This window comes from Nocardia sp. NPDC004260, assembly GCF_053603155.1.
Map to the genome: position 1 here is coordinate 13,480 of NZ_JBSGEZ010000040.1, position 22,821 is coordinate 36,300.

Below are 22,821 nucleotides of genomic sequence, written 5' to 3' on the forward strand. Positions count from 1 at the left end.
GGGAGATCACGATGACCGCGTCCGTCGCACACGAATCCACCGGCGCGCGTACGCTGCCGCCCCGCCGCCCGATCGAACCGGGAACCCGCATGTGGGAACAGACCGGTCTGATCACGTTCTCCCTCACCGCGGGCTCGGCCTTCCTGTTGCAAACGATGGAACCGACCATCTCCGCGGTGGTGGACGAGTACTCCACCTTCCGCACCGATCCGATGGGACGCGCCACGCGCAGCCTGGCTTCGGTGATGATGTGGGTCTACGGCGGCGACGAGGCGCTCGCCGAGGCCGACCGCCTGCGGGAGCTGCACGCGTCACTGAACACCACCGACGCCAACGGCGTGCGCCACACCGCGCTGTCCAGCGCCCCGTGGGCCTGGGTGCTGCACACCGGGACGTTCGCCTTCACCGAAAGCGCCAAGTACTTCGCCAAGCGCCCGCTCACCGCGGCGGACAAGGAAGCGTACTTCCAGGAGACGCTGCAGCTGTTGCGCAATTTCTCGGTGGCGCCCAAGCAGATCCCGGCGAACTACACCGAATTCGAGAAGTTCTTCGACGACACCGTCGCCAACCATCTGGTCGCCACCGATACCGCGCGCGATTACCTGCGGGTGATCCGCTCCGTCGCGCCACCGAAGCAGCTGCCGCGAGTGCTGCATCCGGCCTGGAAAGCGGCGGTGGCGCCGATCGGCTGGCTGCAGTACTTCGTCACGGTCGGCACCACGCCCGAGGTGGCGCGCCAGAAGCTCGGCCTGACCTGGACCGCGGCCGACGAGCGCAAGCTCCGGGTGCTCGGCTGGCTGATCGCGCGACTGGTGCCGCTGCTGCCGGAGCGGTTGCGCTACTTCCCGATCGCCTATGAAGCCTGCCGCCTCGAACGCGATCGTCAGCGGCTGCGCAAGATGATCGACCTGCGTCCGATCTGATACGCCTTCGGGAAATAGTCCCTTCTCGATGGACATGGGCGGCGGGCGAGACGATTCGACCCCCGCGGCCATGACATTCCGCTGATTCGCACGCGCACCCCGGTCGGCCTCGCATCGACCGGGGTACACCTGTCGGCGGCGGAAGAGACCGGAGCGCGTTTCGCCCCGCCGCCGAAACCTCGCGAGCCACAACGTCTCCGGATGTCGCAGGCCTTCCGCGATGCCTTTCGGTGCGCCCCTGCGGGCGAATACTCCCGCGTTACCGTCCAGTCCGCTCCGGCCTGCGGGTACCGCGGTGGCGGCGCGATCTCGGATTCGGGCTCTGACCTGCGATCACCGTACGCGCGCGCACGCGAAGGCACGGCGCGCCGTAACGATTCACGGCTCGCTGGTATACGTATCTCATACGCTCCGAAAGCGTTTCGGCTCACCCAGCCGGGCAGTCGGTCCGGCAGCCAGCACACTTATGCTCCACCTTGCACATCGAAAGGCGTTCCCATGTCCCACAAGCCCAGTGTGCTGTTCGTCTGCGAACACAACGCGGGCCGTTCGCAAATGGCCGCCGGGTTCCTCACCGCCCTCGCGGGCGACCGGTTCGATGTGCGGTCGGCGGGCAGCGCACCGGCCGACACCCTGAACGCCACGGTGGTGGACGCCATGGCCGAGATCGGCATCGATATTTCAGGACACACCCCCAAGCCGCTCACGATGGACGCGATCGGCATCTCCGACGTGGTGGTCACCATGGGCGCGGGCGACGCCTGCCCGTTCTTCCCCGGCATCAGCTACCGCGACTGGATGCTGCCGGATCCCGCCGACCAGTCCCTCGATGTGGTGCGCACGATCCGCGACCACATTCGCATCCTGGTGGAGAATCTCATCGCCGAACTGGTCCCCGCACCCGCGCGGTAGGCGCTGTCCGATTCGTTCAAGACGCGCCCCCGCGGCACTGCCTACGCTGCCGGCATGACACCACAACTGGACGTGATCGGCATCGTCGTCCGCGATATGGCCGCCGCGGTGGCCTTCTACCGCCGCCTCGGTCTCGACTTCCCGGACGGCTCGGAACACGAGGGGCATGCCGAGGCGGCTCTGCCCAACGGCCTGCGGCTCACGCTGGACACCGAAGCCGTCATCCGGTCCTTCCACGCCGACTGGACGCCGTCGACCGGCGCGGGCCGTCTCGGAATCGCCTTTCGCTGCGCCGATCCCACTGAAGTCGACGCCGTCTACGCCGAACTCGTGGACGCTGGATACCACGGCGAACTGAAGCCGTGGGACGCCTTCTGGGGGCAGCGCTACGCGGTGGTGCAGGACCCGGACGGCAACGGCGTCGACCTGTACGCCGCTCTCTAGGACTGGGCGAGGAGCTTTCCCAGCGGGATCCCGGCCAGCGCGCGCACCTCGCGCGACAGGTGCGCCTGATCGGCGAAACCGGTCCGCGTCGCGGTTTCGGCGAGCGGCACGCCCTGGCGTGCCGTCGCCAGCGCACGTTGCAAGCGCAGCACCCGCGCAAGGGTTTTCGGGCCGTAGCCGAAGGCGTCCAGGCAGCGGCGGTGCAGGGTCCGCTCGCCGAGCCCGGACGCGTCGGCGACCGCCGCCACCGGCCACCCGGCGTCGAGCGCGCCGACCACCTTCCGCAGGAGCGGATCGGCCGGTTCGGTCTCGGCCGCGCGCCGGCGCACGATGTGTTCCAGCGCCGCCGCCTGATCTCCGTCGGCCGCGATCCGGTCGACCAGCGGCCGGACCACCGCCGACGGCCATAGCTGAGCCAGATCGACTCGCCGGTCACGCAACTCGCACGCCGGGACGCCGAGCAACGCGGGCGCGGTTCCCGGGAAGAACCGGACGCCGACATACCGATCGCCGGACGTTCCACCGGGATGGTGGGCACGGGTGTCCGGTCCCGCGACGACCAACCGGCCGTTCATCCAGATCAGATCCATGCAGCCGTCGGGCAGCACCGGCAGCGCGGAGCCGCTGCCGTCGACGGTCTTGGTCCACAACACGGCGCCCGCGTGCCTCGACGGCCGCTCGCGGTAGGCGGCATCGTCCATGCCGCCGACGCTACTCCGGGCCTCCGCCGAACACGAACGGCCTGTCTCAAAAATATCGTCTCAATAAGACACTTTATTTGAGATAGCGGTACAGCGTGGCCCGCGAGACACCCAACTCCCGGGCGATATCCGGGACGCTGCGGCGCTCCGTGTCACGCATCCGCCGGGCGAGTTCGATCCGCTCCTCGGTCATCGCCGCGGGCCTTCCCCTGGACGTGGACGCGGGCGGCGTCCGGTCCGCGGGCGCCAACAGCAGGCGCACTCCTTTCAGCACCTCGGCACGCAACTGTTCGACCGGCGCCTCGGCGTACAGCACCACCGGGTCACTGAGCCCCGCCACCGCCTGGGTGGCCCGAACGCGCTCCGCGAAGGTGGCGTCCGGGCCCGCCACCAGGATGTTCGCCTGCATCATGGTCTTGCTGAACCGCTCGAAAATGGTTCCTGGAGCGGCCAATGCCAGGTCCCGGACATTGAGCCGGAGCAGATAGCGATGCGTGAGGAACACGTCGAGCAACCCTTCGATCACGCGACGGCGCGCCTCGCAGGGATCCGGGTCGGCCGCCTCGGCGACGACACGTTCCATGGTGACGAGCAACGGTTCGGCCAAACCGGCGAGGATGTCGTACTTGCTCGGGTAGTGGTACAGCACGCCCGCCTTGGAGATGCCCAGTTGCTCGGCGATCGCGCGCACCGAGGTGCGGTGGTAACCATGCGTCCCGAACAGGTCCATGGCCACCTCGAGGATGCGCGCGCGGGTGGTCGTCTCGTCGCTCACGGTGCAGATCCTACCCGTTGACTGACCGATGGTCAGTGTCCTACAGTCATGCCTGACCAACGGTCAGTCGATACAGGAGGCACTCATGGCCCACGAACCCCGCATTCTCATCTCCGGCGCGAGCATCGCCGGACCGACGCTCGCGTACTGGCTGGTGCGCAACGGCTTCCGGCCCACGGTGGTCGAGCGCAGCCCGGCACTGCGCCCGGGCGGCAACGGCGTCGACATCCGGGCCAATTCGGTGCGGATCGCGGAGCGCATGGGCGTGCTGCCGCGGCTGCGCGAACGAGCCACCGACATCCGCGAACTGACCTTCGTCGACGCCGCCGACCGCCGCGTCGCGGGCATGAGCACCAGCACCTTCAACGGGGACGGCGACCTCGAGATCATGCGCGGCGACCTGGCCCAGGTGCTGTACGAGGCGACCGCCGACGACGTCGAGTTCACCTTCGGCGATTCGATCGCCGCGATCGACCAGCACGAGGGCGGCGTCGAGGTGACCTTCGACAGCGGCGCACAGGCCGAATTCGACTTGGTTGTCGGCGCCGACGGATTGCATTCGCGGACAAGAAATCTCGCCGTCACACCCGAGGCGGACGCGCTGCACCACCTCGGTGTGTACTTCGCCACCGCGCGGATCGACACCGAACTCGGACGTCCGCACTCGGTGACGCTCTACAACACGCCGGGGAAGGTGGCGGGCGTCTACCGCTCGGGGAGCCACGACACCGCGACGGCCTTCTTCGCCTTCCGCGAGGACCGCGTGCTCGAGGTCGACCACCGCGACCAGGATGCCCAGAAAGCCCTGCTGCGGGAGTATTTCGACGACCAGGCCTGGCAGGTGCCCACCCTGCTCGACCAGGCCACCGCCGACGACGGCTTCTATTTCGACGCGGTGAGCCAGGTCCGCATACCGGCCTGGTCGAAGGGGCGGGTCACGCTGGTCGGCGACGCCGGTTACTGCGCGACGCTGCTGTCGGGCGCGGGCGCGGCGCTGGCCATCGAGGGCGCACACCTGCTCGCGACCGAGCTGGCCGCAGCGGGCGGTGACCACCGGATCGCCTTCCACCGCTACGAGCAAGCCCTGCGTCCGACCGTGCTGCGGGCACAGCGTTCGGTGCGGGCGAGCAGTTCCATGCTGATTCCGGCCACCGGCGGCCGCATCTGGTTGCGCAACCAACTGACTCGCCTGATGGTGCTGCAGTCCCTCGCGTCCCGCGTCTACCGGCCGGTCGAGGTGCGCGCCGCCGCCTGAACAGCCGGGCACCGCGCCGGTGGGATCAGCGCTGCGGCGGCGCGATCGGGACGATCTCGCGCGGCACGACGCGCAGATACGGATCACGATGAGCGGCGGCGATCTTCGACTCCGGGTCCCGGCAACCCACGGTGACGTCGCTGTTCGGGGCGGAGGAGAACGTCCACACCGTCACCCATTCCGTCCCGCCGAACGTCTCGGTCTTCTTCGCGTCCGAGGAGCGCAGATCTTCGTTCCGTCCGGAACTATCGGTGACTGTGCAGCGAATACCGCCGACGGCTTGACCCCACGCGGCGGGAGCCCGGATATCGAGCACCGCGTCGGCGGGCACCGGAACTTTCTTTACTTCACCCAGCAAAATCCGCAGCCCGCCGTCCGCCGCCTCGTCGTCGCGCGCTCCGGCCGTCGTAGCCGGAGCGCTCGAGGCGGCGCCGACGGTCGTCGAGGTCGCCGCCGCCCCCTCCGAAGGATCGTCGGAACACCCGGACACAGCGGCGACTACCAGCGCGGCAATCGCCATCCAGCTCAGTTTCACAGTCGGACCTCTCGTCGCGCCCACTCGTCAGGCGGTTGGTTCGAATCAGCCAGGCACTGAGCATGACAACGCGGCAGGGGAAAATCGCGGATACACGCCGAGGAATCGGCAATTGGACCGCAACCGCCCGAATCAGCCCCCAGGAGAAAGAAATAGGGTTGAATTTCGGAATTCGTCACGCCCGGACCCGTGGCCGCGGTCGGTTACTGCATGGGCGGTCGGCTCGCGTTGCACACGGCGGCGACCCTCGGCGATCGGATCGCGGCCGCGGCGAACTCCACGGCGGCCATCCGGCCGCCGACGACCGCCCGGACAGCCCGCGCCACCACGCGGCGGGCATCACGGCGCAGCTGCTGGTCGCTCACGCCGATCAGAACGGCTCCATGCCAGCCGATCGGATCGCGCGGCTGGAAGCGGCCCTGGCGAAGGAATAGAACGGGATTCATCCGATGTTTGCCCTGGGGGTGGCACGTGCCCTGCGTCAACTCGGTTCGTGCCTCCGGGCTACCCGACGGTTTCGGAAAGGCATTTCCCCTGGACCGTCGGGTGCGCATAGTGTGTTCGGTAGGCGATCATCTGGAGGGCCACCATGGCGAACCTGTCGTGGGTAGCGAGGCGCGCGGGCAGAGCGGAGCCCGCTCGTGCCTGACGGTCAGGGAACCTCCAGCTCACGCACACTGCGCGCCACCACCCTCAGCGGCTACCGGGAAGCCGCTTTCACCACCACGCCCGCCGCGCGCGCCACGCTGATCACCCTGGCGCTGCTGATCGCGGTGATCCTGGCCTACGAGGCCAACGCCACCTCGAACGAGACCGTCGACCATGGCTGGTTCGTCGCACTCGCACTGTCGGGCGTCTTCGTCGCGCGAGGGCTGCACCTGCGCAGGCCGATCACGCTTCCGCACCTCACCGCCGCGGTGCTGGTGCTGGCCGTCGCGCATCTGGCCTACCGCGCCGAGCATCCCGACGCCGGGTTCGTGCTGCTGGCCGCCACCGGCTTCGTTCTGATGCTGCCGATAGCCAGCAAACCGCAGCCCGACCAGCTGTACCGAGTGGCCGAGCTGGTCGGCCGCACCGAGGGCGATTCGCTGGCGCCGTTCGCCTTGCACTCGTCGAAGACCTACTTCTTCAACGCGTCGTCGACCGCCGCGATCGGCTATCGCGCTCGCTTCGGCATCGCCGCGGTGGCGGGCGACCCGATCGGTGATCGCGCGGCCTTCCCCGAACTGGTCGCCGCGTTCTCCGACTTCGCGGTCAACCAGGGCTGGCGCGTCGCCGTGCTGGGCGCGAGCCCGGAACTGGCGAACCTGTGGCAGGTATGGGCGCTGGAGCATCGCGGTCTGCACGCGGTACCGATCGGCCGCGACGTGGTGCTCGATGTGGACGAGTTCAACCTGGTCGGACGCAAGTTCCGCAACCTGCGCCAAGCCGTGAGCCGGACCAAGAATTTCGGCGTCACCACCGAGGTGGTGTACGAGTCGGCCCTCACCGAACAACGGCGCGAGGAACTGCTGGCCATCGTCGACGAATGGCGGCGCGGCAGGCAGACCCGTGGCTTCTCGATGATCCTGGACCACCTGCTCGACGGGCGGAATCCCAACATGCTGGTGGTCATCGCCAGCGACGCCGATGGCAACCCCGTGGGCTTCCAGCGCTACGGCATCTCGGACCGGGGCCGGGAACTGAGCCTCGATGTGCCGTGGCGGCGCAAGGACGCACCGAACGGCCTGGACGAACGCATGATCGTCGATCTGGTCGACTACGCCGTCGCGCACGACATCCACCGTATCTCGCTGGCTTTCGCCCCCTTCCCGGAATTGTTCGCCGAGAAGGACAAATCGCGCACGGCCACGCTGCTCTACGTGCTGGTGCACCTCGCCGATCCACTGATCCGGCTGGAATCGCTCTACCGCTTCCTGCGGAAATTCCACGCGCTGTCGGATGAGCGCTACGCCTTGATCCGCTGGCGCGAAGTGGTCATCGCCGCCGCCGCCCTGCTCACCCTGGAGTTCGCCCCGCACCGCCGCGAGTACTGAGCGGCACGGTACCGAGGAGTTCGATGGAACTGACACACAGCGACGTGAAGGCCGCTGCCGAACGGGTGGCCGGGCTGGTCAGACCGGTGGCCGTGGCGCAGGCCGACCACACGGGCGAGCTGTGGTTCGCATTGGAGTTCCTGCAGCACACCGGCAGCTTCAAAGCCCGGGGCGCGCTGAACTTCTTGCTCACGCATCGCGAGAACGGGACGCTGCCTCGGATAGGCGTGACGATCGCCTCGGGCGGCAACGCCGGGCTCGCGTGCGCGTGGGCAGCGCGCAGCCAGGGGATTCCCGCCACGGTGTTCCTGCCGACCACCGCGCCGCGGGTCAAAGTGGACCGGTTGACCTCCTATGGCGCCGACGTCCGCCTGGTGGGGACGCAATACGCCGACGCGCTCGCGGCCAGTCGCGAATTCGCCGACGCCACCGGCGCCCTGCTCTCCCACGCCTACGACAACCCGCTGATCGCCGCCGGTGCGGGCACGCTCATGACCGAGATCCACCAGCGAATCCCCGATCTCGGCGCCGTCGTGGTCGCCGTCGGCGGCGGCGGGCTGTTCGCGGGTGTGGCCACCGCCGCCGATCACTACGGTGTCCGGACCGTCGCCGTCGAACCGGTTCATTGCCGCGCGCTGCACGCCGCGATCGAGGCCGAGCAGGTCGTGGACGTGGAGGTCGACTCGGTCGCCGCCGACTCGCTCGGCGCCCGGCGCGCCTCGGAGCTGGCGCTGACGGCCGCACAGCGCTACGACGTGGCCTCGGTGCTGGTCGACGACGACGCGATCGTGGCGGCGCGCCGCGAGCTGTGGGCGCAGCGCCGCCTCGCCGTGGAGCACGCCGCGGCGACCGCCCTGGCGGCGATACGCGGCGCGGAGCCGGCGTTCCGGCCCAGGCCCGGCGAGCGGGTCTGCGTGGTGCTGTGCGGAGCAAACACCGATCCAGCCGATCTGACCTGCTGAGAAGCCCGCCACGCCGACTGACCGTTCATCGGCGTATTTCCGACGAATCGGACGACACGGGGTTAGGCTCCCGCTGTCCTCTGCGATCCCGACGGAAGGCACACCATGGCGCATACCTCACACATGGTTCCCATCGGCACACCGCTACCCGACTTCGCTCTACCCGATCTCGACCAGCGGATCTACTCCCGCGACGACTTCGCGGACGGACCCGGTCTGCTGGTCGTCTTCGCGTGCAATCACTGCCCCTACGTCAAGCACATCGAGGCCGCGCTCGGCGAACTGGTCGACTCGCTGCCGTCCATGCCGACCGTGGCCATCTGCACCAACGACGCGACCGCCTACCCGGACGACGCCCCGCTGCGGCTGCGCGACCAAGCGATCCGCGCGGGCTGGACGTTTCCCTATCTCGTCGACGAGGAGCAGCACGTGGGGCGGGCCTTCCGCGCCGCATGCACTCCCGATTTCTTCCTCTACGACGCCGACCTCCGACTCGCCTACCGCGGCGCGTTCGACGAATCGACGCCAGGGAACGGCAAACCGCTGACCGGGGACGACTTGCGCAGGGCCGTCGAAGCCGTGCTCGCGGGCGAGCCCGCGCCCGAACCACACCGGCCGAGCATGGGTTGCTCGATCAAATGGCGGGACGCCTGAAGACCTTCCCGCGTTCGCGCACGCGACGGATCGCGCTGCGCCACGCCAGCTGCGGCACGGCGGCCGACAACCTGGCGAATTCCCCGAGATTGCCCGGCCCCACCACGGTCCTGGCCTGGGCGGTGGCGGCCCGCCGCATGGCGCGCGAGGCCTTGCCGACGTGACCGGCGTCGTACGGCGGCTGCGGGTCGTACTCGATGATCACCGGAGCGATCTGTGCCTGCTCCGCGCCGAAGACGTCCCCGACCAGCCACAGCGCCAGATCGATGCCTGCGGAGACTCCTGCGGCCGTGGCTGTTCTCCCGTCGCGCACCACTCGTTCCTTCGGGCGAGCGTCCGTGCCGAGCGCGCGCAGTGCCGACTGCGCCGGCCAACGCGTCGTGGCAGGCCGTCCGTCCAGCAGTCCGGCCGCAGCCAACTGCCGGACGCGCCGTGATGTGCGCACCGACCGCTTCCCGACGAAAGGATTACCGTTGACCAACTCAGGCGACCCGGGCTCGGTGGCGCGTCGTTACGTCGAGGCGATCGGCGAGCAGGACTGGCAAACCGTCTCCGACTGCTGGCGGCCGGGTGCGATCGACGTGTTCGTCGGCGTCGCCGATCTGCGCGCTCCGGGCGAGGTCGTGGCCTTCTTCCGCGACGTGCACGCGGCGGTCCCCGACCTGACGGTGGAGATCCTCTCGGTCACGGCGCAAGACGAGCGTGCCGTGGTGCACTGGCGCATGCGCGGCCGGTTCGACGGCACCGTGCCGCTGATCGGGTTGGCCCCCAACGGAAGACGCCTCGATCTGCTGGGTACCGACGTGTTCGTCGTGCGCGAGGGACTGATCGAGTCGAACACGGCGATCGTCAACGGGCTGGAGCTCGCCCGCCAACTCGCCGTCCTGCCCCCGCAACATTCGATCGCCGAGCGGGTGCTGTTCGGGCTTGCCAATTCGATTGCCCCACTGGGCAAAGCGATCCGCGCACGGAACCGTTCCGGACGATGAGCCACCGCTGCCGATCTCGCCTCCGATGAGGGACACTGTTCCCGACACCGGGGATCGAAAGGGGTGGGACGTTGGCGACGATCGTCCTCGTGCACGGCATCGCGCAAGAACAGGAATCGGCCGACACGCTGGAGGCGCGCTGGTTGCCCGGACTCGCCGGAGGCGTACGCAACTACGGCGCACCCGAATTGGCGGACCGATTGTGGCGCAACGGTGCTCCCGGTGACTTGTCGACCCGCATGGCGTTCTACGGCAATCGGTTCCTGGTCGAGGGCGCCCAGGGTACGGGGACCGAGCTCGACGACGAGCAACTCGACCTGATGGAGCAGCTCGCGGCCACGTGGCTCGCGACAGCCGTGGAGCACGCCGGTGACCAGCGCGATCGGGCGACGGCCCGCCGGCTCGGCACTCCCCCGCCGCCGGACGCGGTGGCGCAGGGGACGAACGCGCGGCTGCGCCCCGCTTTGAACGCGCTGATGCGCTTGCGCTGGTTCGCGCCGTTCGGGTTCGGGCTGGCACAGAAGTTCGTCATAGCGGCGCTGTCCCAGGTCGCCCGGTACTTCACCGACGACGAGGTGCGGGAGTATGCCCAGCGGCAGGTGCTCGACCAGATCGGCCCCGAAACGCGCCTGGTGATCGCGCACTCGCTCGGCAGCGTGGTGGCCTACGAGGCGCTGCACCGCACCGGCCGCCCGGTGACCCTGCTGACCATGGGCTCGCCACTCGGCCTGCGCACGGTCGTGTACGACCGGCTGCGCCCGCAGCCGAGCACCGTGCCGAAGGCGGTGACGAACTGGCACAACCTGGTGGACGAGGACGATCTCGTCGCGGCGCACCTCGATCTCAGTGTGTTCTTTCCGCCGTATCCCGGCGGCACCGTCGCTCCGGTCACCGAGCCGCATTTCGACAACGGCGCGTCACCGCACGACTCCACGAGCTACCTCGTCAAATCGGTCACCGGCGGCATCGTCACGAAAGCGCTCGGACACTCCAGATAGTTCGCACTAGAACTGTCCGAGTCCGAAATGGCGGGCGCCGGACCGAAACTCAGCAGCAACCACCTGCGCGATCCGGACAACCGGAGCTAACGCTTACCGAACGCCTTGGGACAGGTGTACTTTCGCGTCTTCGTACGTTCCGTCGAGCGCGGCCTCGTCGCGGGTGTAGACCAGGTGCAGCACCCCGGTGTCGAAGGTCTCCGAGGACAGCAGGCGCAGCGGAACAGTGGGCGCGCCGTCCTGGAACAGGCGCTCGCCTTTGCCGACCGCGATCGGATGCACCAGCAGGTGCAGTTCGTCCAGCAGCCCGGCGGCCAGCAACTGACGGACGACCGAGACCGAGCCGCTCATGCCGATGTCCCCGCCCGGCTCGCCCTTCAATGCCGTCACCGCCTCGATCAGGTCGCCGTCGATCACTTCGGAGTTGCGCCAGGTGAATTCCAGGTTCTGCCGCGTCACCACGAGTTTGCGCGCATCGCCCAGTTTCTTCCCGAACGCCGCGTCCGGGCCGCCCGCCGCTTCGCGCTCCGGCCACGCGCCCGCGAAGCCCTCGTAGGTCCTGCGGCCGAGCAACAGGGTGTCGGCGGCGCCGAGTTGGGCGTCGACAGCCGCCCCCATGGCGTCGTCGAAATACGGGAAGTGCCAGTCCTGCGGATCTTCGATGACGCCGTCGAGGGCGATGAACAGGCCTGCGGTGATTTTCCTCATGCGCGTTGCTCCTGGATCGGTGTTGCGAACTCGGTCGCTTGATCCGACGGGGTGACGCGCGAGAACTCATCGGTCGGCGTGAAAGGCCGCCCGGTAGTTGTGCGGGCTCGTCCCGACCACGCGCTTGAATCGGTCGCGGAACGCGGTCGGCGACCCGAAACCGACTTGGCCCGCGATCCGGTCCACCGGGTGGCTGGTGGCTTCGAGCAGATGCTGCGCCTGCCGGATGCGCGCGCGCAACAGCCATTGCAGGGGCGTCGTTCCGGTGTGCTCGCGAAACCGCCGGTTGAGCGTGCGGGTGCTCATTCCGGCTTGTACGGCGATCTCGTCGAGGGAGAGGTCGCGCGCGGAGTTGTCCTGGATCCACCGCAGCACCGGCTCCAGCACCGAGCCGCGCGGCGTCGGTGGCTGGTCGTGCACGATGAACTGCGCCTGTCCCCCTTCCCGCTCCAGCGGCACGACGGATTTCCTGGCCGCGTCCGCCGCCACCGCCGAGCCGTAGTCGCGGCGGACCATGTGCAGGCACAGATCGATTCCGGCCGCGGCGCCCGCCGAGGTGAGCAACGAACCGTTGTCCACGTACAGCACGCCGGGGTCCACGTCTATCTCCGGGTAGCGGGCCGCCAGTTCCGCGGTGGCGAGCCAGTGCGTGGTCGCGCGACGGCCGTTCAGCAATCCGGTCGCCGCCAAGATGAAGGCGCCGGAACAGATCGACGCGATGCGGGTGCCCGCGGCGGCGGCCCGGCGTAGCGCCGTCGATCACCTCGTCCGGCACCGGCAGGCCCGGATCGGCGCAGCCGGGCAGCACGATCGTGTCGGCCGCGGCCAGCGCGTCGAGCCCCCGGGACGCACACAGCGTGAACACGCCCGCGTCGACCGTCGGCGTGGGCGCGCAGACCAGCACGCGATAGGCGGGGCGTCCGTCGGGCAGGCGGGTTCGCCCGAACACCTCCACGGGCGTGGCCAGATCGAACGAGATCACTCCGTCCAGCGCGAGTACGACCACGGTGTGCATGGCAATAGGGTAGCTATTCGGTCGATTTCAGCCAATGCCGATCTAGTGCGCCCCGGGACGAGTACACAGTTCGAGGCTATTGGCGAGAATCAATCGCTATATGGCACTTTCGCCAATTTCTCGTACGCGCCGCGCTCACTAGTGTCGACCGCCGTGACGAAGTTCCTGCTCTCGGTCCACGTGCTCGCCGTGATCATCGCCGTCGGACCCGTGACGGTGGCTGCCAGTATGTTTCCCGCCACCACCCGCCGCGCCCTCACCCCATCCGGAGCCGGGCACAGCCCCGCCGTCCTCGGCACATTGCATCGCATCTGCCGGGTCTACGCACTGCTCGGCGTGCTCGTCCCGGCCTTCGGTCTGCTCACCGCGCTGAGTCTCGGCGTGCTCAGCGACGCATGGCTGATCGTGTCGATCGGGTTGACGGCCGCCGCGGCGGGTGTGCTCGCACTGCTCGTGCTGCCGGGACAGCAGAAGATCCTGGCCGACCTCACCGGGACGACACCGACGCTGATTCGCCGTCTCGCCATGGACACCGGGGTGTTCAACCTGCTGTGGGCGGCGGTCACCGTTCTGATGATCGTCCGGCCGGGTTCGACGACCGGAGCGTGACGCTCAGTCGGGCAGGTGGCGGACCATCATCGACAGGTCGCGGACGATCATGATCGGGCACGCCACCGACAGCAGCAGCGCCTGACTGGTCGAGCCGAGCAGCATGCCCGCGAACCCGCCTCGGCCCCGGCTGCCGACCACGAGCAACTGGGCCCCCTCGGAGCGTTCGAGCAGACAGCGCTCGGGCCGGTCGGTCACGATCTCGCGGCGGATCTCGACGTCCGGAAAGCGCTCCTGCCATCCGGCGAGGCTCTCCGCGAGCACGATCTGCTTTTCGGTGTCGGCCGCGAGCTCCGCACTCGCCGACGGCAATTCGACGCCGGTCCACACGTGCAGTGCCAGCAGAGGCACATCCCGCGCCGAGGCCTCGTGCAGTGCCGCTTCGATAGCGGGTTCACTCACCTCCGTACCGTCCACCCCGACCACGATCAGCTGCTTCCTGGCCTCCGGGCTGAGCGGCGCGCCCTCCCGGACCACGACCAGCGGGCAGCGCGCCCGGCGGGCCAGCGCCGCGCTCACCGAGCCGAGCAGAGCGCGCCGGACGGTCCCGCGTTCCCGGGTGCCGACCACCATCATCCGCGCTCCACGGGTACGGTCCAGCAGCGCCGGACCGACCGGCTCGTACACCAACTCGGTGGTGATCTCGATGTCGTGCAACGCCCGGACCGCGATGAGCGCCTCCTCGGTCGCGGTGTCCAGCACCCAGCGACCGTGCCCCTCCAGTCGGGCGTAGTCGGTGCTGGTGAGCGGTTCGGTGACACCGGGCCCGTAGTCGGCGACCGGATCCAGCACGTGCACCAGACACAGTGGCGCCCGATGCTGCGCGGCCGCCTGCGCTCCCCACGCGACCGCCGCCGCCGATCCGGCGGACCCGTCCACACCGACCACGATCGGCCCGTTGCTTCGCATGCTCACTCCCTTTCCCGACGAAAAGATCGAGCTCAGCACCGCCGATTTCGACACTACCGGCGCGGCGGACCCGTCATCCGCCGAAGACGACGCACGCGTACCCCAGGTGGACGCCCGCACCGACCCGCAGGTCGATACCCGCCACATACGGTGCGTACGGCTCTTGTACCGCGCTGACGGTGTGCGGCCCCGGTGTCGCGGGCACCCAGTCGATCAGTGCGACGCCGCCCGACGGCCGGACCACGCCGAACGGTATGCCGTTGTCGTAGAACGTCACCGGTGTGACGATGTCGGTCACCGTCGCTCGCGCGGTGTAGGTGCAGCCTGTGCCGTAGTTCGTCGCCAAGCCGAAATTGATGCCGGGATACATCCCCACCTGGGTCACCGTGGCTCCGGCCAGGGGTGGGCAAGCCAGCGCGACTGCCGCGCCGGTTCCGATCGCCGCCGCTATCGCGGCAACTCCTTTTCGCATGCGGAGTGGTCCTATCGGTCGTGAGTCGCTCTTCGTCGAACGGACGCCGGCCGCGCACCGGCGCGAATAACTAGATACTCACTCCCCCACGGCTTCGGCGGGGGCAAACCGCGGAATCTCGGGTGGGACCCGCACCGCCTGACGGTCGTGTCGTCCCGGCGTGGTTGGGTGTCCGGAGGTCTTCCCGAGACGACGGAGGTGCGGCGTGGTGGCGATCGACTTCGGGCGGAGGGCGCGCGGGGCGCGGCCGGTCTCGGTCCGGCGTTCGGTCGCCGCTCAGGGGCTAGGTGGAGTACCGCCGACGGCGCTGGTGCTGGCGGGCATCGTCAGCGTGCAAGTGGGCGCGGCGGTGGCGAAGCAACTGTTCGCGGCGACCGGAGCGGCCGGGGCGGTCACGCTGCGCCTGGTCTTCGCCGGGATCGTTCTGCTGGTGATCTGGCGCTCGTCGCTGCGGGTGGCACGCGGCGCGCTGCCGGTCGTCCTCGGCTACGGCGCGGTGCTCGCGCTGATGAACCTCTCGTTCTACGAAGCGATCGACCGGATTCCGCTCGGCATGGCGGTGACCATCGAGTTCCTCGGACCGCTGAGCGTCGCGCTGGCCGGATCGCGGCGCTGGATCGACCCGCTGTGGGCGATGCTCGCCGGGGCGGGAGTGCTGCTGCTGACTCGGGCCGACGGCGACGTGAACTGGGCCGGAATACTATTCGCGCTGGCCGCGGCGGCGTGCTGGGCCGGCTACATCCTGCTGAGCGCCGCACTCGGCGAACAGACCAGCGGCGGCGGCGGTCTGGCACTGGCCATGGCGTTCGGCGGCCTGGTCATGCTGCCGGTCGGCGTCGTCGACGCGGGCGCCGCGCTGTTGCAGCCCGGCGTGCTCGCCGCCGGATTCGCGGTGGCGTTGCTGTCGTCGGTGCTTCCATATTCGGTGGAGCTGGAAGCGCTGCGGCGGATCCCGCCCCGCGTCTTCGGTGTGCTGATGAGCCTGGAGCCCGCGGTCGCGGCGATCGCGGGCTTGGTCGTCCTCGGTCAGATCATGAATCTCGGACAGTGGGCGGGCGTCGCGTGTGTGGTGGCTGCGTCGGCGGGGGCGACGCGGACCGAAGCGAAGGATTGACAGCTCGGGCCGCTCAGCGCGTTTGCCGCGTCACGTCCGGCTGACCGGCGGGACGCTGCTCATCATCTGCCGCCCCCGGGTTGTCGGCGATCAAACTGCCGAGCAGTGCCAGAGATCGCTCCGAGGGCGATCCCGGCTCCGCGTGGTAGGCGATGAGTATCTGGCCCGGCGCGCCGTTCACGCTGAACGTCTCGTAGGACAAGGTCAGGTCCCCGACCATGGGGTTGCGAAATTCCTTGACGCCCCCGGTCTTCGCCCGGACGTCATGGCGGGCCCACAGCTGCCGGAACTCCTCGCTCTTCAGCGACAACTCGCCGACCAGCTCGGTCAATCGCGGGTCGTCCAGGTCCGCGCCCGCGGTCGCCCGCAGGCTGGCGACGGTGTCGGCCGCGATCGTCGGCCAATCCCGGTAGACGTCGCGCGCCTCCGGATCGAGGAAGACCATGCGCACCTGATTCACTCCCGGAACCGAACACGAGTTGACAGCGGCGGCCAAGGGATTCGCCGCCAGGACGTCCAGGTACCTGCCCAGCACCAGCGCCGGCGTGTGCGGCCACGCGTTCATCAGGCGCAGCAAGCCGGGCGCCACACGTTCGGGCCGCCGCGGGGCTCTCGGGCGTCTGGCCGTCGGCCTGGCCAGTTCACGCAGGTGCGCCGTGCCCTCTTCGTCCAGCGCGAACACCCGCGCGAGCGACGCGATGACCTGTTCGGAAGGATGCCGGTCGCGCCCTTGCTCCAGTCGCACGTAATAGTCGGCGCTCACCCCGGCGAGCAGCGCGATCTCCTCCCGGCGCAAACCGGCGACCCGCCGCTGGCCGCCGCCCGGCAATCCGAAATCCTCCGGTCGCACCAATTCGCGGCGCGCGCGCAGGAAGGCGCCCAGTCGATTGTCGGAGTCCATGAACCGAGCGTAGGTCAGGGGCGCCGCTCCTGGGTGGCCCCGCGACTACCAGGAAGTCCGCAGCCTGGCAGGCGCACGCGAAGGGCCGGAAGGTAGTGGACATGACGAACAACAACCTCACCGGCCGCGTCGCGGTCGTCACCGGAGCATCGAGTGGAATCGGCGCCGCCACCGCACGGCGGCTCGCGCGCAGCGGCGCCAAGGTCGCCCTGCTGGGCAGACGCAAGGATCGCATCGAAGAACTCGCCGCCGAACTCGGCGCGGACGCCATCGCGGTCGTCGCCGACGTCGGCGATCAGCAGTCCGTGCGCGACGCCGCCGCCACGGTGCGTGCGGCGTTCGGGCCAGTGGACCTCGTCGTCGCGAACGCGGGCGTCATGCTCGCCGCGCCGTTCGAGTCCGCGCTCACCGACGAGTGGGACCAGATGGTCGGCACCAATGTCACCGGGCTGCTCTACACCGGACGAGCGTTCATCGATGACCTGCTCGCTGCCGCGACCGACGGCAAGCGCGCCGATCTGGTGCTGGTGGGCTCGATCGGCGGGCACGCGGTCTTCCCCAACTACGCCGTCTACACCGCTACCAAGGCGGCGGTCGCACACCTGACCCGCAACCTGCGCGCCGAGTTCGGGCCGCGCGGCGTCCGGATCAAGAACATCGAACCGGGCTTCGTCGGCACCGAACTCGGCGACGGGATGCAGGACGAGCAACAGCGCTCCGGGCTGGCGCAATGGCGCACGGCGATCGAGATCCTGGAACCCGGCGATATCGCGGACGCGATCGCCTACGCCGTCGACGTACCCCGGCACGTCAACATCGCCGAGATCGTCGTCGTCCCGACCCAGCAGGGCTGATCGCCGACGCGTTCGCCGCTACCGCCCTGGCGGATGACCGATAGTGCCCCGGCGCCGCGCCAGGCCCGAGGAGGCCCACCGCTATACGAGCTGCCCTGACCGCGCTCGCGATTGCTGCGGACGACGCGCTGTCGTACCCGGCAGGCGCACCGGGATCTCGCGGCAGACTAGTCGGTGTCCGCCCACTCGGGCCACGGTCGCATGCCCTCGTCACCGCGGATGTAAGCGAGGCGGCGCAGCGCCAGCTGCTGATGGCTGGGGTCGACGGCGGCGGCTCGCAACGACTGCAAGGCCATCCGGAACTCCTGGATGTCGCGCAGCAGGTAGAAGCCGTCCCACCGCATCACATCCCGGCCGTATCCGGTACAGAACTCGGCGTACTCCGAGGCGGTGATCTTTTGGGCGGTCCAGCACTCGATCGCCATGTGCACCAGATCCCACTCCGGCGGGCCGATCACAGTTCGTTGCAATCCGACCAAGATCACGTCGCCGTCGTCGCCGACCACCACGCCGTCGCCCGACCCCGCGCCCTGCACCACCGACCACGGCAGACCCCGCGGCAGCGCCTTCCAGCGACCGCGCAACTCGTCCAGATGTTTGCACAACCAGCGCCGGTCGTCCTCGGTCACCGTCTGGGCGACGGCGATGTCCTCCTCCACCCGGGCCAGGGGCGCCATCCGGCGCAGCTCGAAACCGGGCAGCGGCAGCCGATGCAACTCTCCCAGCGCCTTGCCGACCTCGCCGGGTGTGCCGGAATGATGCGGCGGCAACTCCTGCCAAAAAGTCACCGGTCGGCCGTCGACCACGACCGGCTGCGGGATCTCCGGGATGACCCGCGTCGCCGACACCCCACAGGTCTCCAGCCATCGAGACACGGCGACTTCCCGCGAAGTCGCCAGCTTCTGTTCCCGCCCGCCGATCCGCACGACGATTTCGTCGCGCAACCGATAGACCCCCTGCCCGCCCACGGGCTCGGCATCGCTCGCATCGATACCGACGCTCACACAGGCGGCACGCAGAATCGACCGCATGCCGTTGCCCGCGACATCCGCGGTCATGTCGGCCCCCCGCACCCACCCCGGGGGGAGTAGCACCGCATCTCGACCTCGAGCCTCATGGCAGCCATCCAGATACCGGGGGGCAAACACCCCATTTTCCCTGGTCAATGGACATTACCCTGGAGATTCCACCGCACTCAGCAACCAAACAGAATCCGACTGATTCGCCCGAATTACCCTGTTCGGCGGCTCCCGCCTCCCGCCCATGCACCGGAAACGGTCCCGGCCCCCCGCAGCACGATGCCACCGCCCAACTGCCGCGACTTACGCAAGAAGGTGAAGCGATGCGCGAGCACCGCGAAGTAGCGGAGGCGAGAACGCGCGCACAGTGGCGAAACAATCACAAGGAGCGGCCTCCAGCGAGCACGGAGCGGCACCGCCGGACACCGACCCGAACGAAACCAACTCAGAGGTCGGAAGGCAGTAGAACCCGCGCGGACCCACCCAACGCAACCACCGAGGTGGGGGTCCGGGGGCGAAGCCCGCCGGGCGGGGTGTGGGGGTTGCACCCCCACAAAACACCCAGCGGAACGAGCGAGGCCCATGCTCTCCATGAGCATGGGCCTCGCACTCGTGGAGCTGCCGGGAATCGAACCCGGGTCCTCCGCCGCGTCTTCAGGGCTTCTCCGTGTGCAGTTCGCTGTGTCTCTACTCGGATCTCCGGGTCCCGCGAACAAGCCCGGATGACGATCCCAGCCGCTGTTCGATGTCCCGTCCTACTCCGCGACCGAGTAGGACGGTTAGCCCTCTAGCTGATGCCGGCACCGGAGCCGAGGGCATGCCCCGGGCCGACAGAGACGCTCTGCTGATCAGGCAGCGAGAGCGTACTCGCGCTGATTGGAATCGGCGCTTAATTGGTTGCAACGACGCTTACGGTGGTCTCTTGCCTGCACCGACACGCTTCCCCTAAATCTACGTACGCAGTCGAAACCGTTCAGCCCCGTACGCCCCAGCATCTTGCCGGGCTGTTCATGTTAACACCGGGGAAAGCGCGGATCATCCCGATATCCGGTGGTGACGGTCGCCACATCCGAGGGCGATCTACGGACGCAGCCCGGAGGTGAACGCCGACCCACGAGGGCGCGCCGCGAGCACATGCGCCGACCGCCCCGCGACCGGATCTCGAGTCACCCGCTCCGGCGAGCACCTCGCCTCCCCCTTCCCGGATGCTGGTAGTCGATTCTCGAGGTCCGACGACGAACCCGACTTACACTGCACGAGCCGTACGATCGGCTCTGAGCAGCGGATCTCGATTTCAGACTAAGGAAACACTTTGGCATTTCGCACCATTCGGGACAGGTTGCTGCGCTTGTCCGCCCTCACCGTCATCGCCGGGCTCGTCCTGACCGGATGTTCCATCCTGCGTGACGAGTCGAAGGGAGCCATCGAACCCGGAGTCACCGCCGACCCGTGTCCGAACGCGGTGGACTCCCGCAAAGGGTGTATCTATCTCGGCGTGCTGTCGGATCTGACGAGTGGGCCGTTCGCCGCGCTGGGCAAGGACATCGACAACGGCCAGTTGGCGTTCTGGAAGGCGGTGAACGAAGCGGGCGGGATCGGCGGCAAGTACGAGGTGGACATCGCCACGTACACCGAGGACACGAACTACGATCTGCAGAAACATGCCGAGGCCTACCGGCGGATCGAGCCGCATGTCCTCGCGCTCTCGATGAGTTTGGGCACGGTGCAGACGCAGAAGGTACTTCCCGAGATGGACGCGGCGAACATGGTCGCCATTGCCGGAACCCTCTGGTCGGGTTGGCAATTCGAGAACAGCGACAAGGGTCTGCTGCTGGAGTCCGGCTACTCCTACTGCTCCGAGGCGATCATCGCCCTGGACTGGATCGCCGAGCACGAAGCCAAGCCGAGTTCGATCGCCACCGTCAGCTACCAGGGCGACTACGGCGGCGACTACGCCACCGGCGCCAAGAAATGGGCGTCGGCCAATCGGGTCGACCTGGTGGCGCAGATCGACACCGAGCCGAACACCCAGATCGGCAACCAAGACGCGGCGGTGGCGAAGATCCTCAGTACCAGAGCGGATCTCGTGCTCCTTGCCACGGGCCCCGCGGAAGCGGGCGAGATCATGGGCAAGGCGGCACTGGCCGGTTTCCCTGGCAGGTTCCTCGGCTCCGGCCCGACGTGGAACGGCGGCCTGCTGAAAAGTCCTGCGGCCTCGGCGATCACCGCTCGCTACAACATGACCTCACCGCTGGACGGCTGGGACGGAACCAGCGCGGGCGCCAAGAAGGCCAGGGCCTCGGCTACCCGCGAACCCTCCACCTGGGGTTACAGTGCGGGCTGGATGTTCTCCTATCCGATGAAGGCGCTGCTCACCCGGGCGGTCAACGAAGGCAGGCTGACCCGCAAGGGTGTCCGTCAAGCCGTGCACGGCCTGCGTGTCGACTACGAGGGCGCGATACCCGAACACACCTACGGCGCGGTCAAGCCGGACCTCACCCGGCAGCGCGCCGTGATCGAAGCGCCTGATCAGACCGCGCCGCTGGGCGCGAGGACCCTGGCGACCGACTATCACGGCCCGACTCAGGACCGCATCACCCTCAACGAGCCCTGCGTGCAGCCGTAAGCGAGCAAGAAATGCCTTTTCCTCATACTTTTCGTCGGCTACTTCGTCTCGTGGCCGCTCCCCTCACGCTCGGGCTCGTCCTGACCGGCGGCTGTTCGGCCTCGTCGCCCGCCGCCGCACCCGGCGTCACCCGCGAAGCCTGCCCCCACGCGATTCAGCGTGACAAGGGCTGTATCTATCTCGGCGTTCTGTCGGACCTGAACAACGGCCCCTTCGCTCCGCTCGGAAAGTCCTTGCAGGAAGGGCAAGTCGCGTTCTGGAACGAGGTGAACAAGCAGGGCGGCATCGGCGGCTACGAGATCGACATCACCACCTACACGCGCGACACGGCCTACGATCCGCGCAGGCACGTCACGGAATTCGAGAACATTGCGCCGCATGTGCTGGCGCTCGCGATGAGTTTCGGGACCGCGCAGACGCTCGCCGTGCTGCACGAGATGGACGAGGCGGACCTGGTGACCGGGGCCGGCACACTCTGGTCGGGTTGGCAGTACCGCGACACCGACCGCGATCTGGTGCTGGACGACGGTTTCTCGTACTGCACGGAAGCCGTGCTCGGCCTGGATTGGTTCGCGCAGAACTTCTACCAGCCACGCACGCTCGGCGTGGTCGCCTACCGCGGCAACTACGGCGGCGACTACGCCAGCGGGGCGCTGAAGTGGGCATTGGACAACGGCGCGACGATCACCGAGCGGATCGACACCGGACCCAACACCGAAGTCGGCACACAGGATTACCCGGTCGCCGAACTGTTGGCCGACCCGCCGGATGTGGTCCTCTTGGCCACCGGCCCGGCCGAAACCGCCGAAATCGTCGGCAAGCTGGCGAAATCCGGTTACACGGGCCGATTCCTCGGGTCCACCCCGACCTGGAACAGCGCGCTGCTCAAGACACCGGCCGCGCCCGCGCTCACGGCGCTGTACAACTACACCTCGCCGTTCGACGGCTGGGACGGCGCGACCACCGGAGCCCAGCGCGCCAGGAACGCCGCGCCGAGCGAACCGACGAACTTCGGCTACAACCTGGGCTGGGCTATCTCATATCCGCTGAAGGCGCTGCTCACCAAGGCCGCCGAGACCGGCGGCATGGACCGGCCGACCCTGCGCAAGGCCCTTTCCGGGCTCACGGTCGACTCCGAGGGAATGGCGGCGCCGCAGATCTACGGGCGTGACGAACCCGATGTCGCGGCGCAGCGCGCGGTGGTCAACGTGCCCGACCCGTCCACGTCGCTGGGGTCGCGCACCGTGGTGGCCGACTATCGCAGTCCCACGCTGAAGCGGATATCGATCCACGAACCGTGCACGCGGTGATCCGCGCGATCGGCGTGCGTCGATGACACCCCGGCCCGGGTGCGCGCTCGGTTTGCGCACTCGGGCCGCGTCTTCGGCACTCGGGCGGTGGACCCGTCAC

General features: G+C 68.6%; 24 protein-coding genes, 1 other RNA gene and 1 pseudogene. 15 read left to right on the forward strand and 11 right to left on the reverse strand.

Annotated elements, in window-relative coordinates:
• The first annotated feature begins 11 nt into the window (after positions 1-11).
• The 3 genes from ACWEO7_RS22775 (at position 12) to ACWEO7_RS22785 (ending at position 2,279) form a co-directional block, all read left to right on the forward strand.
• Positions 12-923, forward strand: a complete 912-nt coding sequence (locus tag ACWEO7_RS22775) for an oxygenase MpaB family protein (protein ID WP_452425928.1) — start codon at positions 12-14, stop codon at positions 921-923.
• A 498-nt stretch (positions 924-1,421) separates the two neighbouring features.
• Positions 1,422-1,835, forward strand: a complete 414-nt coding sequence (locus ACWEO7_RS22780; protein ID WP_450024827.1) for an arsenate reductase ArsC — start codon at positions 1,422-1,424, stop codon at positions 1,833-1,835.
• Between the two features lie 54 nt (positions 1,836-1,889).
• A complete protein-coding gene (locus tag ACWEO7_RS22785; RefSeq protein WP_452425929.1) occupies positions 1,890-2,279 on the forward strand; it encodes a VOC family protein in 390 nt (129 codons plus the stop codon).
• On the opposite strand, the gene ACWEO7_RS22790 is transcribed toward ACWEO7_RS22785, so the two are convergent.
• The gene (locus ACWEO7_RS22790; protein ID WP_452425931.1) at positions 2,276-2,980 is read right to left on the reverse strand and encodes a helix-turn-helix domain-containing protein; all 705 of its coding nucleotides are present in this window, start codon (positions 2,978-2,980) and stop codon (positions 2,276-2,278) included. The two genes, ACWEO7_RS22785 and ACWEO7_RS22790, sit on opposite strands and share 4 nt — an antisense overlap.
• 73 nt (positions 2,981-3,053) lie before the next feature.
• Entirely contained in the window at positions 3,054-3,755 is a 702-nt protein-coding gene (locus ACWEO7_RS22795; protein WP_452425932.1) for a TetR family transcriptional regulator, read from the reverse strand.
• Positions 3,756-3,840: 85 nt separating this feature from the next.
• Between ACWEO7_RS22795 and ACWEO7_RS22800 the strand changes: the two genes are divergently transcribed.
• The gene (locus tag ACWEO7_RS22800; protein WP_452425933.1) at positions 3,841-5,010 is read left to right on the forward strand and encodes an FAD-dependent monooxygenase; all 1,170 of its coding nucleotides are present in this window, start codon (positions 3,841-3,843) and stop codon (positions 5,008-5,010) included.
• A gap of 25 nt (positions 5,011-5,035) precedes the next feature.
• On the opposite strand, the gene ACWEO7_RS22805 is transcribed toward ACWEO7_RS22800, so the two are convergent.
• Complete coding sequence (locus ACWEO7_RS22805) at positions 5,036-5,530, reverse strand: hypothetical protein (RefSeq protein ID WP_452425934.1); 495 nt, start codon at positions 5,528-5,530, stop codon at positions 5,036-5,038.
• 225 nt (positions 5,531-5,755) lie between these two features.
• Between ACWEO7_RS22805 and ACWEO7_RS22810 the strand changes: the two genes are divergently transcribed.
• The 4 genes from ACWEO7_RS22810 (at position 5,756) to ACWEO7_RS22825 (ending at position 9,197) form a co-directional block, all read left to right on the forward strand.
• Entirely contained in the window at positions 5,756-6,295 is a 540-nt protein-coding gene (locus ACWEO7_RS22810; RefSeq protein ID WP_452425936.1) for a hypothetical protein, read from the forward strand.
• Positions 6,187-7,581, forward strand: a complete 1,395-nt coding sequence (locus ACWEO7_RS22815; protein WP_452425938.1) for a bifunctional lysylphosphatidylglycerol flippase/synthetase MprF — start codon at positions 6,187-6,189, stop codon at positions 7,579-7,581. Before ACWEO7_RS22810 ends, ACWEO7_RS22815 begins: the two co-directional genes overlap by 109 nt.
• Before the next feature lie 23 nt (positions 7,582-7,604).
• Positions 7,605-8,543, forward strand: coding sequence for a threonine/serine dehydratase (locus ACWEO7_RS22820; protein ID WP_452425940.1), 939 nt, complete (start codon positions 7,605-7,607; stop codon positions 8,541-8,543).
• Between the two features lie 105 nt (positions 8,544-8,648).
• Entirely contained in the window at positions 8,649-9,197 is a 549-nt protein-coding gene (locus ACWEO7_RS22825) for a thioredoxin family protein (protein ID WP_452425941.1), read from the forward strand.
• On the opposite strand, the gene ACWEO7_RS22830 is transcribed toward ACWEO7_RS22825, so the two are convergent.
• Positions 9,178-9,642 (reverse strand): hypothetical protein, encoded by a 465-nt coding sequence (locus ACWEO7_RS22830; protein ID WP_452425943.1) that lies wholly within the window; start codon positions 9,640-9,642, stop codon positions 9,178-9,180. The two genes, ACWEO7_RS22825 and ACWEO7_RS22830, sit on opposite strands and share 20 nt — an antisense overlap.
• A gap of 28 nt (positions 9,643-9,670) precedes the next feature.
• On the opposite strand from ACWEO7_RS22830, the gene ACWEO7_RS22835 reads away from it, so the two are divergent.
• Positions 9,671-10,186, forward strand: coding sequence for an ester cyclase (locus ACWEO7_RS22835; RefSeq protein WP_452425945.1), 516 nt, complete (start codon positions 9,671-9,673; stop codon positions 10,184-10,186).
• 71 nt (positions 10,187-10,257) lie between these two features.
• Positions 10,258-11,184, forward strand: coding sequence for a hypothetical protein (locus ACWEO7_RS22840; RefSeq protein WP_452425947.1), 927 nt, complete (start codon positions 10,258-10,260; stop codon positions 11,182-11,184).
• A gap of 93 nt (positions 11,185-11,277) precedes the next feature.
• On the opposite strand, the gene ACWEO7_RS22845 is transcribed toward ACWEO7_RS22840, so the two are convergent.
• Positions 11,278-11,892, reverse strand: coding sequence for a dihydrofolate reductase family protein (locus ACWEO7_RS22845; protein ID WP_452425949.1), 615 nt, complete (start codon positions 11,890-11,892; stop codon positions 11,278-11,280).
• A gap of 66 nt (positions 11,893-11,958) precedes the next feature.
• Positions 11,959-12,907: pseudogene (locus ACWEO7_RS22850) on the reverse strand (GlxA family transcriptional regulator).
• Between the two features lie 153 nt (positions 12,908-13,060).
• Here ACWEO7_RS22850 and ACWEO7_RS22855 point away from each other — a divergent pair.
• Positions 13,061-13,516, forward strand: a complete 456-nt coding sequence (locus ACWEO7_RS22855; protein WP_450024856.1) for a hypothetical protein — start codon at positions 13,061-13,063, stop codon at positions 13,514-13,516.
• Between the two features lie 3 nt (positions 13,517-13,519).
• Here the strand turns inward: ACWEO7_RS22855 and ACWEO7_RS22860 are convergent, their stop codons facing one another.
• Both ACWEO7_RS22860 and ACWEO7_RS22865 read right to left on the reverse strand, forming a co-directional pair.
• A complete protein-coding gene (locus ACWEO7_RS22860; protein WP_452425950.1) occupies positions 13,520-14,425 on the reverse strand; it encodes a universal stress protein in 906 nt (301 codons plus the stop codon).
• A 73-nt stretch (positions 14,426-14,498) separates the two neighbouring features.
• Positions 14,499-14,897 (reverse strand): hypothetical protein, encoded by a 399-nt coding sequence (locus tag ACWEO7_RS22865; RefSeq protein ID WP_452425952.1) that lies wholly within the window; start codon positions 14,895-14,897, stop codon positions 14,499-14,501.
• A 208-nt stretch (positions 14,898-15,105) separates the two neighbouring features.
• On the opposite strand from ACWEO7_RS22865, the gene ACWEO7_RS22870 reads away from it, so the two are divergent.
• Positions 15,106-16,011 carry an EamA family transporter gene (locus ACWEO7_RS22870; protein ID WP_452425953.1) on the forward strand — a complete coding sequence of 302 codons (906 nt, stop codon included), beginning with the start codon at positions 15,106-15,108 and terminating at the stop codon, positions 16,009-16,011.
• A 13-nt stretch (positions 16,012-16,024) separates the two neighbouring features.
• On the opposite strand, the gene ACWEO7_RS22875 is transcribed toward ACWEO7_RS22870, so the two are convergent.
• The gene (locus ACWEO7_RS22875) at positions 16,025-16,912 is read right to left on the reverse strand and encodes a helix-turn-helix transcriptional regulator (RefSeq protein ID WP_450024862.1); all 888 of its coding nucleotides are present in this window, start codon (positions 16,910-16,912) and stop codon (positions 16,025-16,027) included.
• Between the two features lie 101 nt (positions 16,913-17,013).
• On the opposite strand from ACWEO7_RS22875, the gene ACWEO7_RS22880 reads away from it, so the two are divergent.
• Positions 17,014-17,766 carry an SDR family oxidoreductase gene (locus ACWEO7_RS22880; RefSeq protein WP_452425955.1) on the forward strand — a complete coding sequence of 251 codons (753 nt, stop codon included), beginning with the start codon at positions 17,014-17,016 and terminating at the stop codon, positions 17,764-17,766.
• A gap of 167 nt (positions 17,767-17,933) precedes the next feature.
• Here the strand turns inward: ACWEO7_RS22880 and ACWEO7_RS22885 are convergent, their stop codons facing one another.
• Together ACWEO7_RS22885 and ssrA are read right to left on the reverse strand one after the other, a co-directional pair.
• Positions 17,934-18,824, reverse strand: coding sequence for a phosphotransferase (locus tag ACWEO7_RS22885; RefSeq protein ID WP_452425957.1), 891 nt, complete (start codon positions 18,822-18,824; stop codon positions 17,934-17,936).
• Positions 18,825-19,395: 571 nt separating this feature from the next.
• Positions 19,396-19,766, reverse strand: a transfer-messenger RNA (tmRNA) gene (gene ssrA, locus ACWEO7_RS22890).
• A gap of 331 nt (positions 19,767-20,097) precedes the next feature.
• Here ssrA and ACWEO7_RS22895 point away from each other — a divergent pair.
• Positions 20,098-21,411: an ABC transporter substrate-binding protein gene (locus ACWEO7_RS22895; protein ID WP_452425958.1), complete on the forward strand. Its 1,314-nt coding sequence runs from the start codon at positions 20,098-20,100 to the stop codon at positions 21,409-21,411.
• A gap of 50 nt (positions 21,412-21,461) precedes the next feature.
• Positions 21,462-22,721 (forward strand): ABC transporter substrate-binding protein, encoded by a 1,260-nt coding sequence (locus ACWEO7_RS22900; RefSeq protein ID WP_452425959.1) that lies wholly within the window; start codon positions 21,462-21,464, stop codon positions 22,719-22,721.
• Positions 22,722-22,821: the final 100 nt, after the last annotated feature.

Coding starts and splice junctions, on each gene's coding strand:
- ACWEO7_RS22885 (WP_452425957.1), bottom strand. CDS start 18,824: ATGACCGCGGATGTCGCGGGCAACGGCATGCGGTCGATTCTGCGTGCC.
- ACWEO7_RS22860 (WP_452425950.1), bottom strand. CDS start 14,425: ATGCGAAGCAACGGGCCGATCGTGGTCGGTGTGGACGGGTCCGCCGGA.
- ACWEO7_RS22875 (WP_450024862.1), bottom strand. CDS start 16,912: ATGGACTCCGACAATCGACTGGGCGCCTTCCTGCGCGCGCGCCGCGAA.
- ACWEO7_RS22790 (WP_452425931.1), bottom strand. CDS start 2,980: ATGGACGATGCCGCCTACCGCGAGCGGCCGTCGAGGCACGCGGGCGCC.
- ACWEO7_RS22800 (WP_452425933.1), top strand. CDS start 3,841: ATGGCCCACGAACCCCGCATTCTCATCTCCGGCGCGAGCATCGCCGGA.
- ACWEO7_RS22780 (WP_450024827.1), top strand. CDS start 1,422: ATGTCCCACAAGCCCAGTGTGCTGTTCGTCTGCGAACACAACGCGGGC.
- ACWEO7_RS22805 (WP_452425934.1), bottom strand. CDS start 5,530: ATGGCGATTGCCGCGCTGGTAGTCGCCGCTGTGTCCGGGTGTTCCGAC.
- ACWEO7_RS22775 (WP_452425928.1), top strand. CDS start 12: ATGACCGCGTCCGTCGCACACGAATCCACCGGCGCGCGTACGCTGCCG.
- ACWEO7_RS22845 (WP_452425949.1), bottom strand. CDS start 11,892: ATGAGGAAAATCACCGCAGGCCTGTTCATCGCCCTCGACGGCGTCATC.
- ACWEO7_RS22785 (WP_452425929.1), top strand. CDS start 1,890: ATGACACCACAACTGGACGTGATCGGCATCGTCGTCCGCGATATGGCC.
- ACWEO7_RS22820 (WP_452425940.1), top strand. CDS start 7,605: ATGGAACTGACACACAGCGACGTGAAGGCCGCTGCCGAACGGGTGGCC.
- ACWEO7_RS22810 (WP_452425936.1), top strand. CDS start 5,756: ATGGGCGGTCGGCTCGCGTTGCACACGGCGGCGACCCTCGGCGATCGG.
- ACWEO7_RS22825 (WP_452425941.1), top strand. CDS start 8,649: ATGGCGCATACCTCACACATGGTTCCCATCGGCACACCGCTACCCGAC.
- ACWEO7_RS22880 (WP_452425955.1), top strand. CDS start 17,014: ATGACGAACAACAACCTCACCGGCCGCGTCGCGGTCGTCACCGGAGCA.
- ACWEO7_RS22865 (WP_452425952.1), bottom strand. CDS start 14,897: ATGCGAAAAGGAGTTGCCGCGATAGCGGCGGCGATCGGAACCGGCGCG.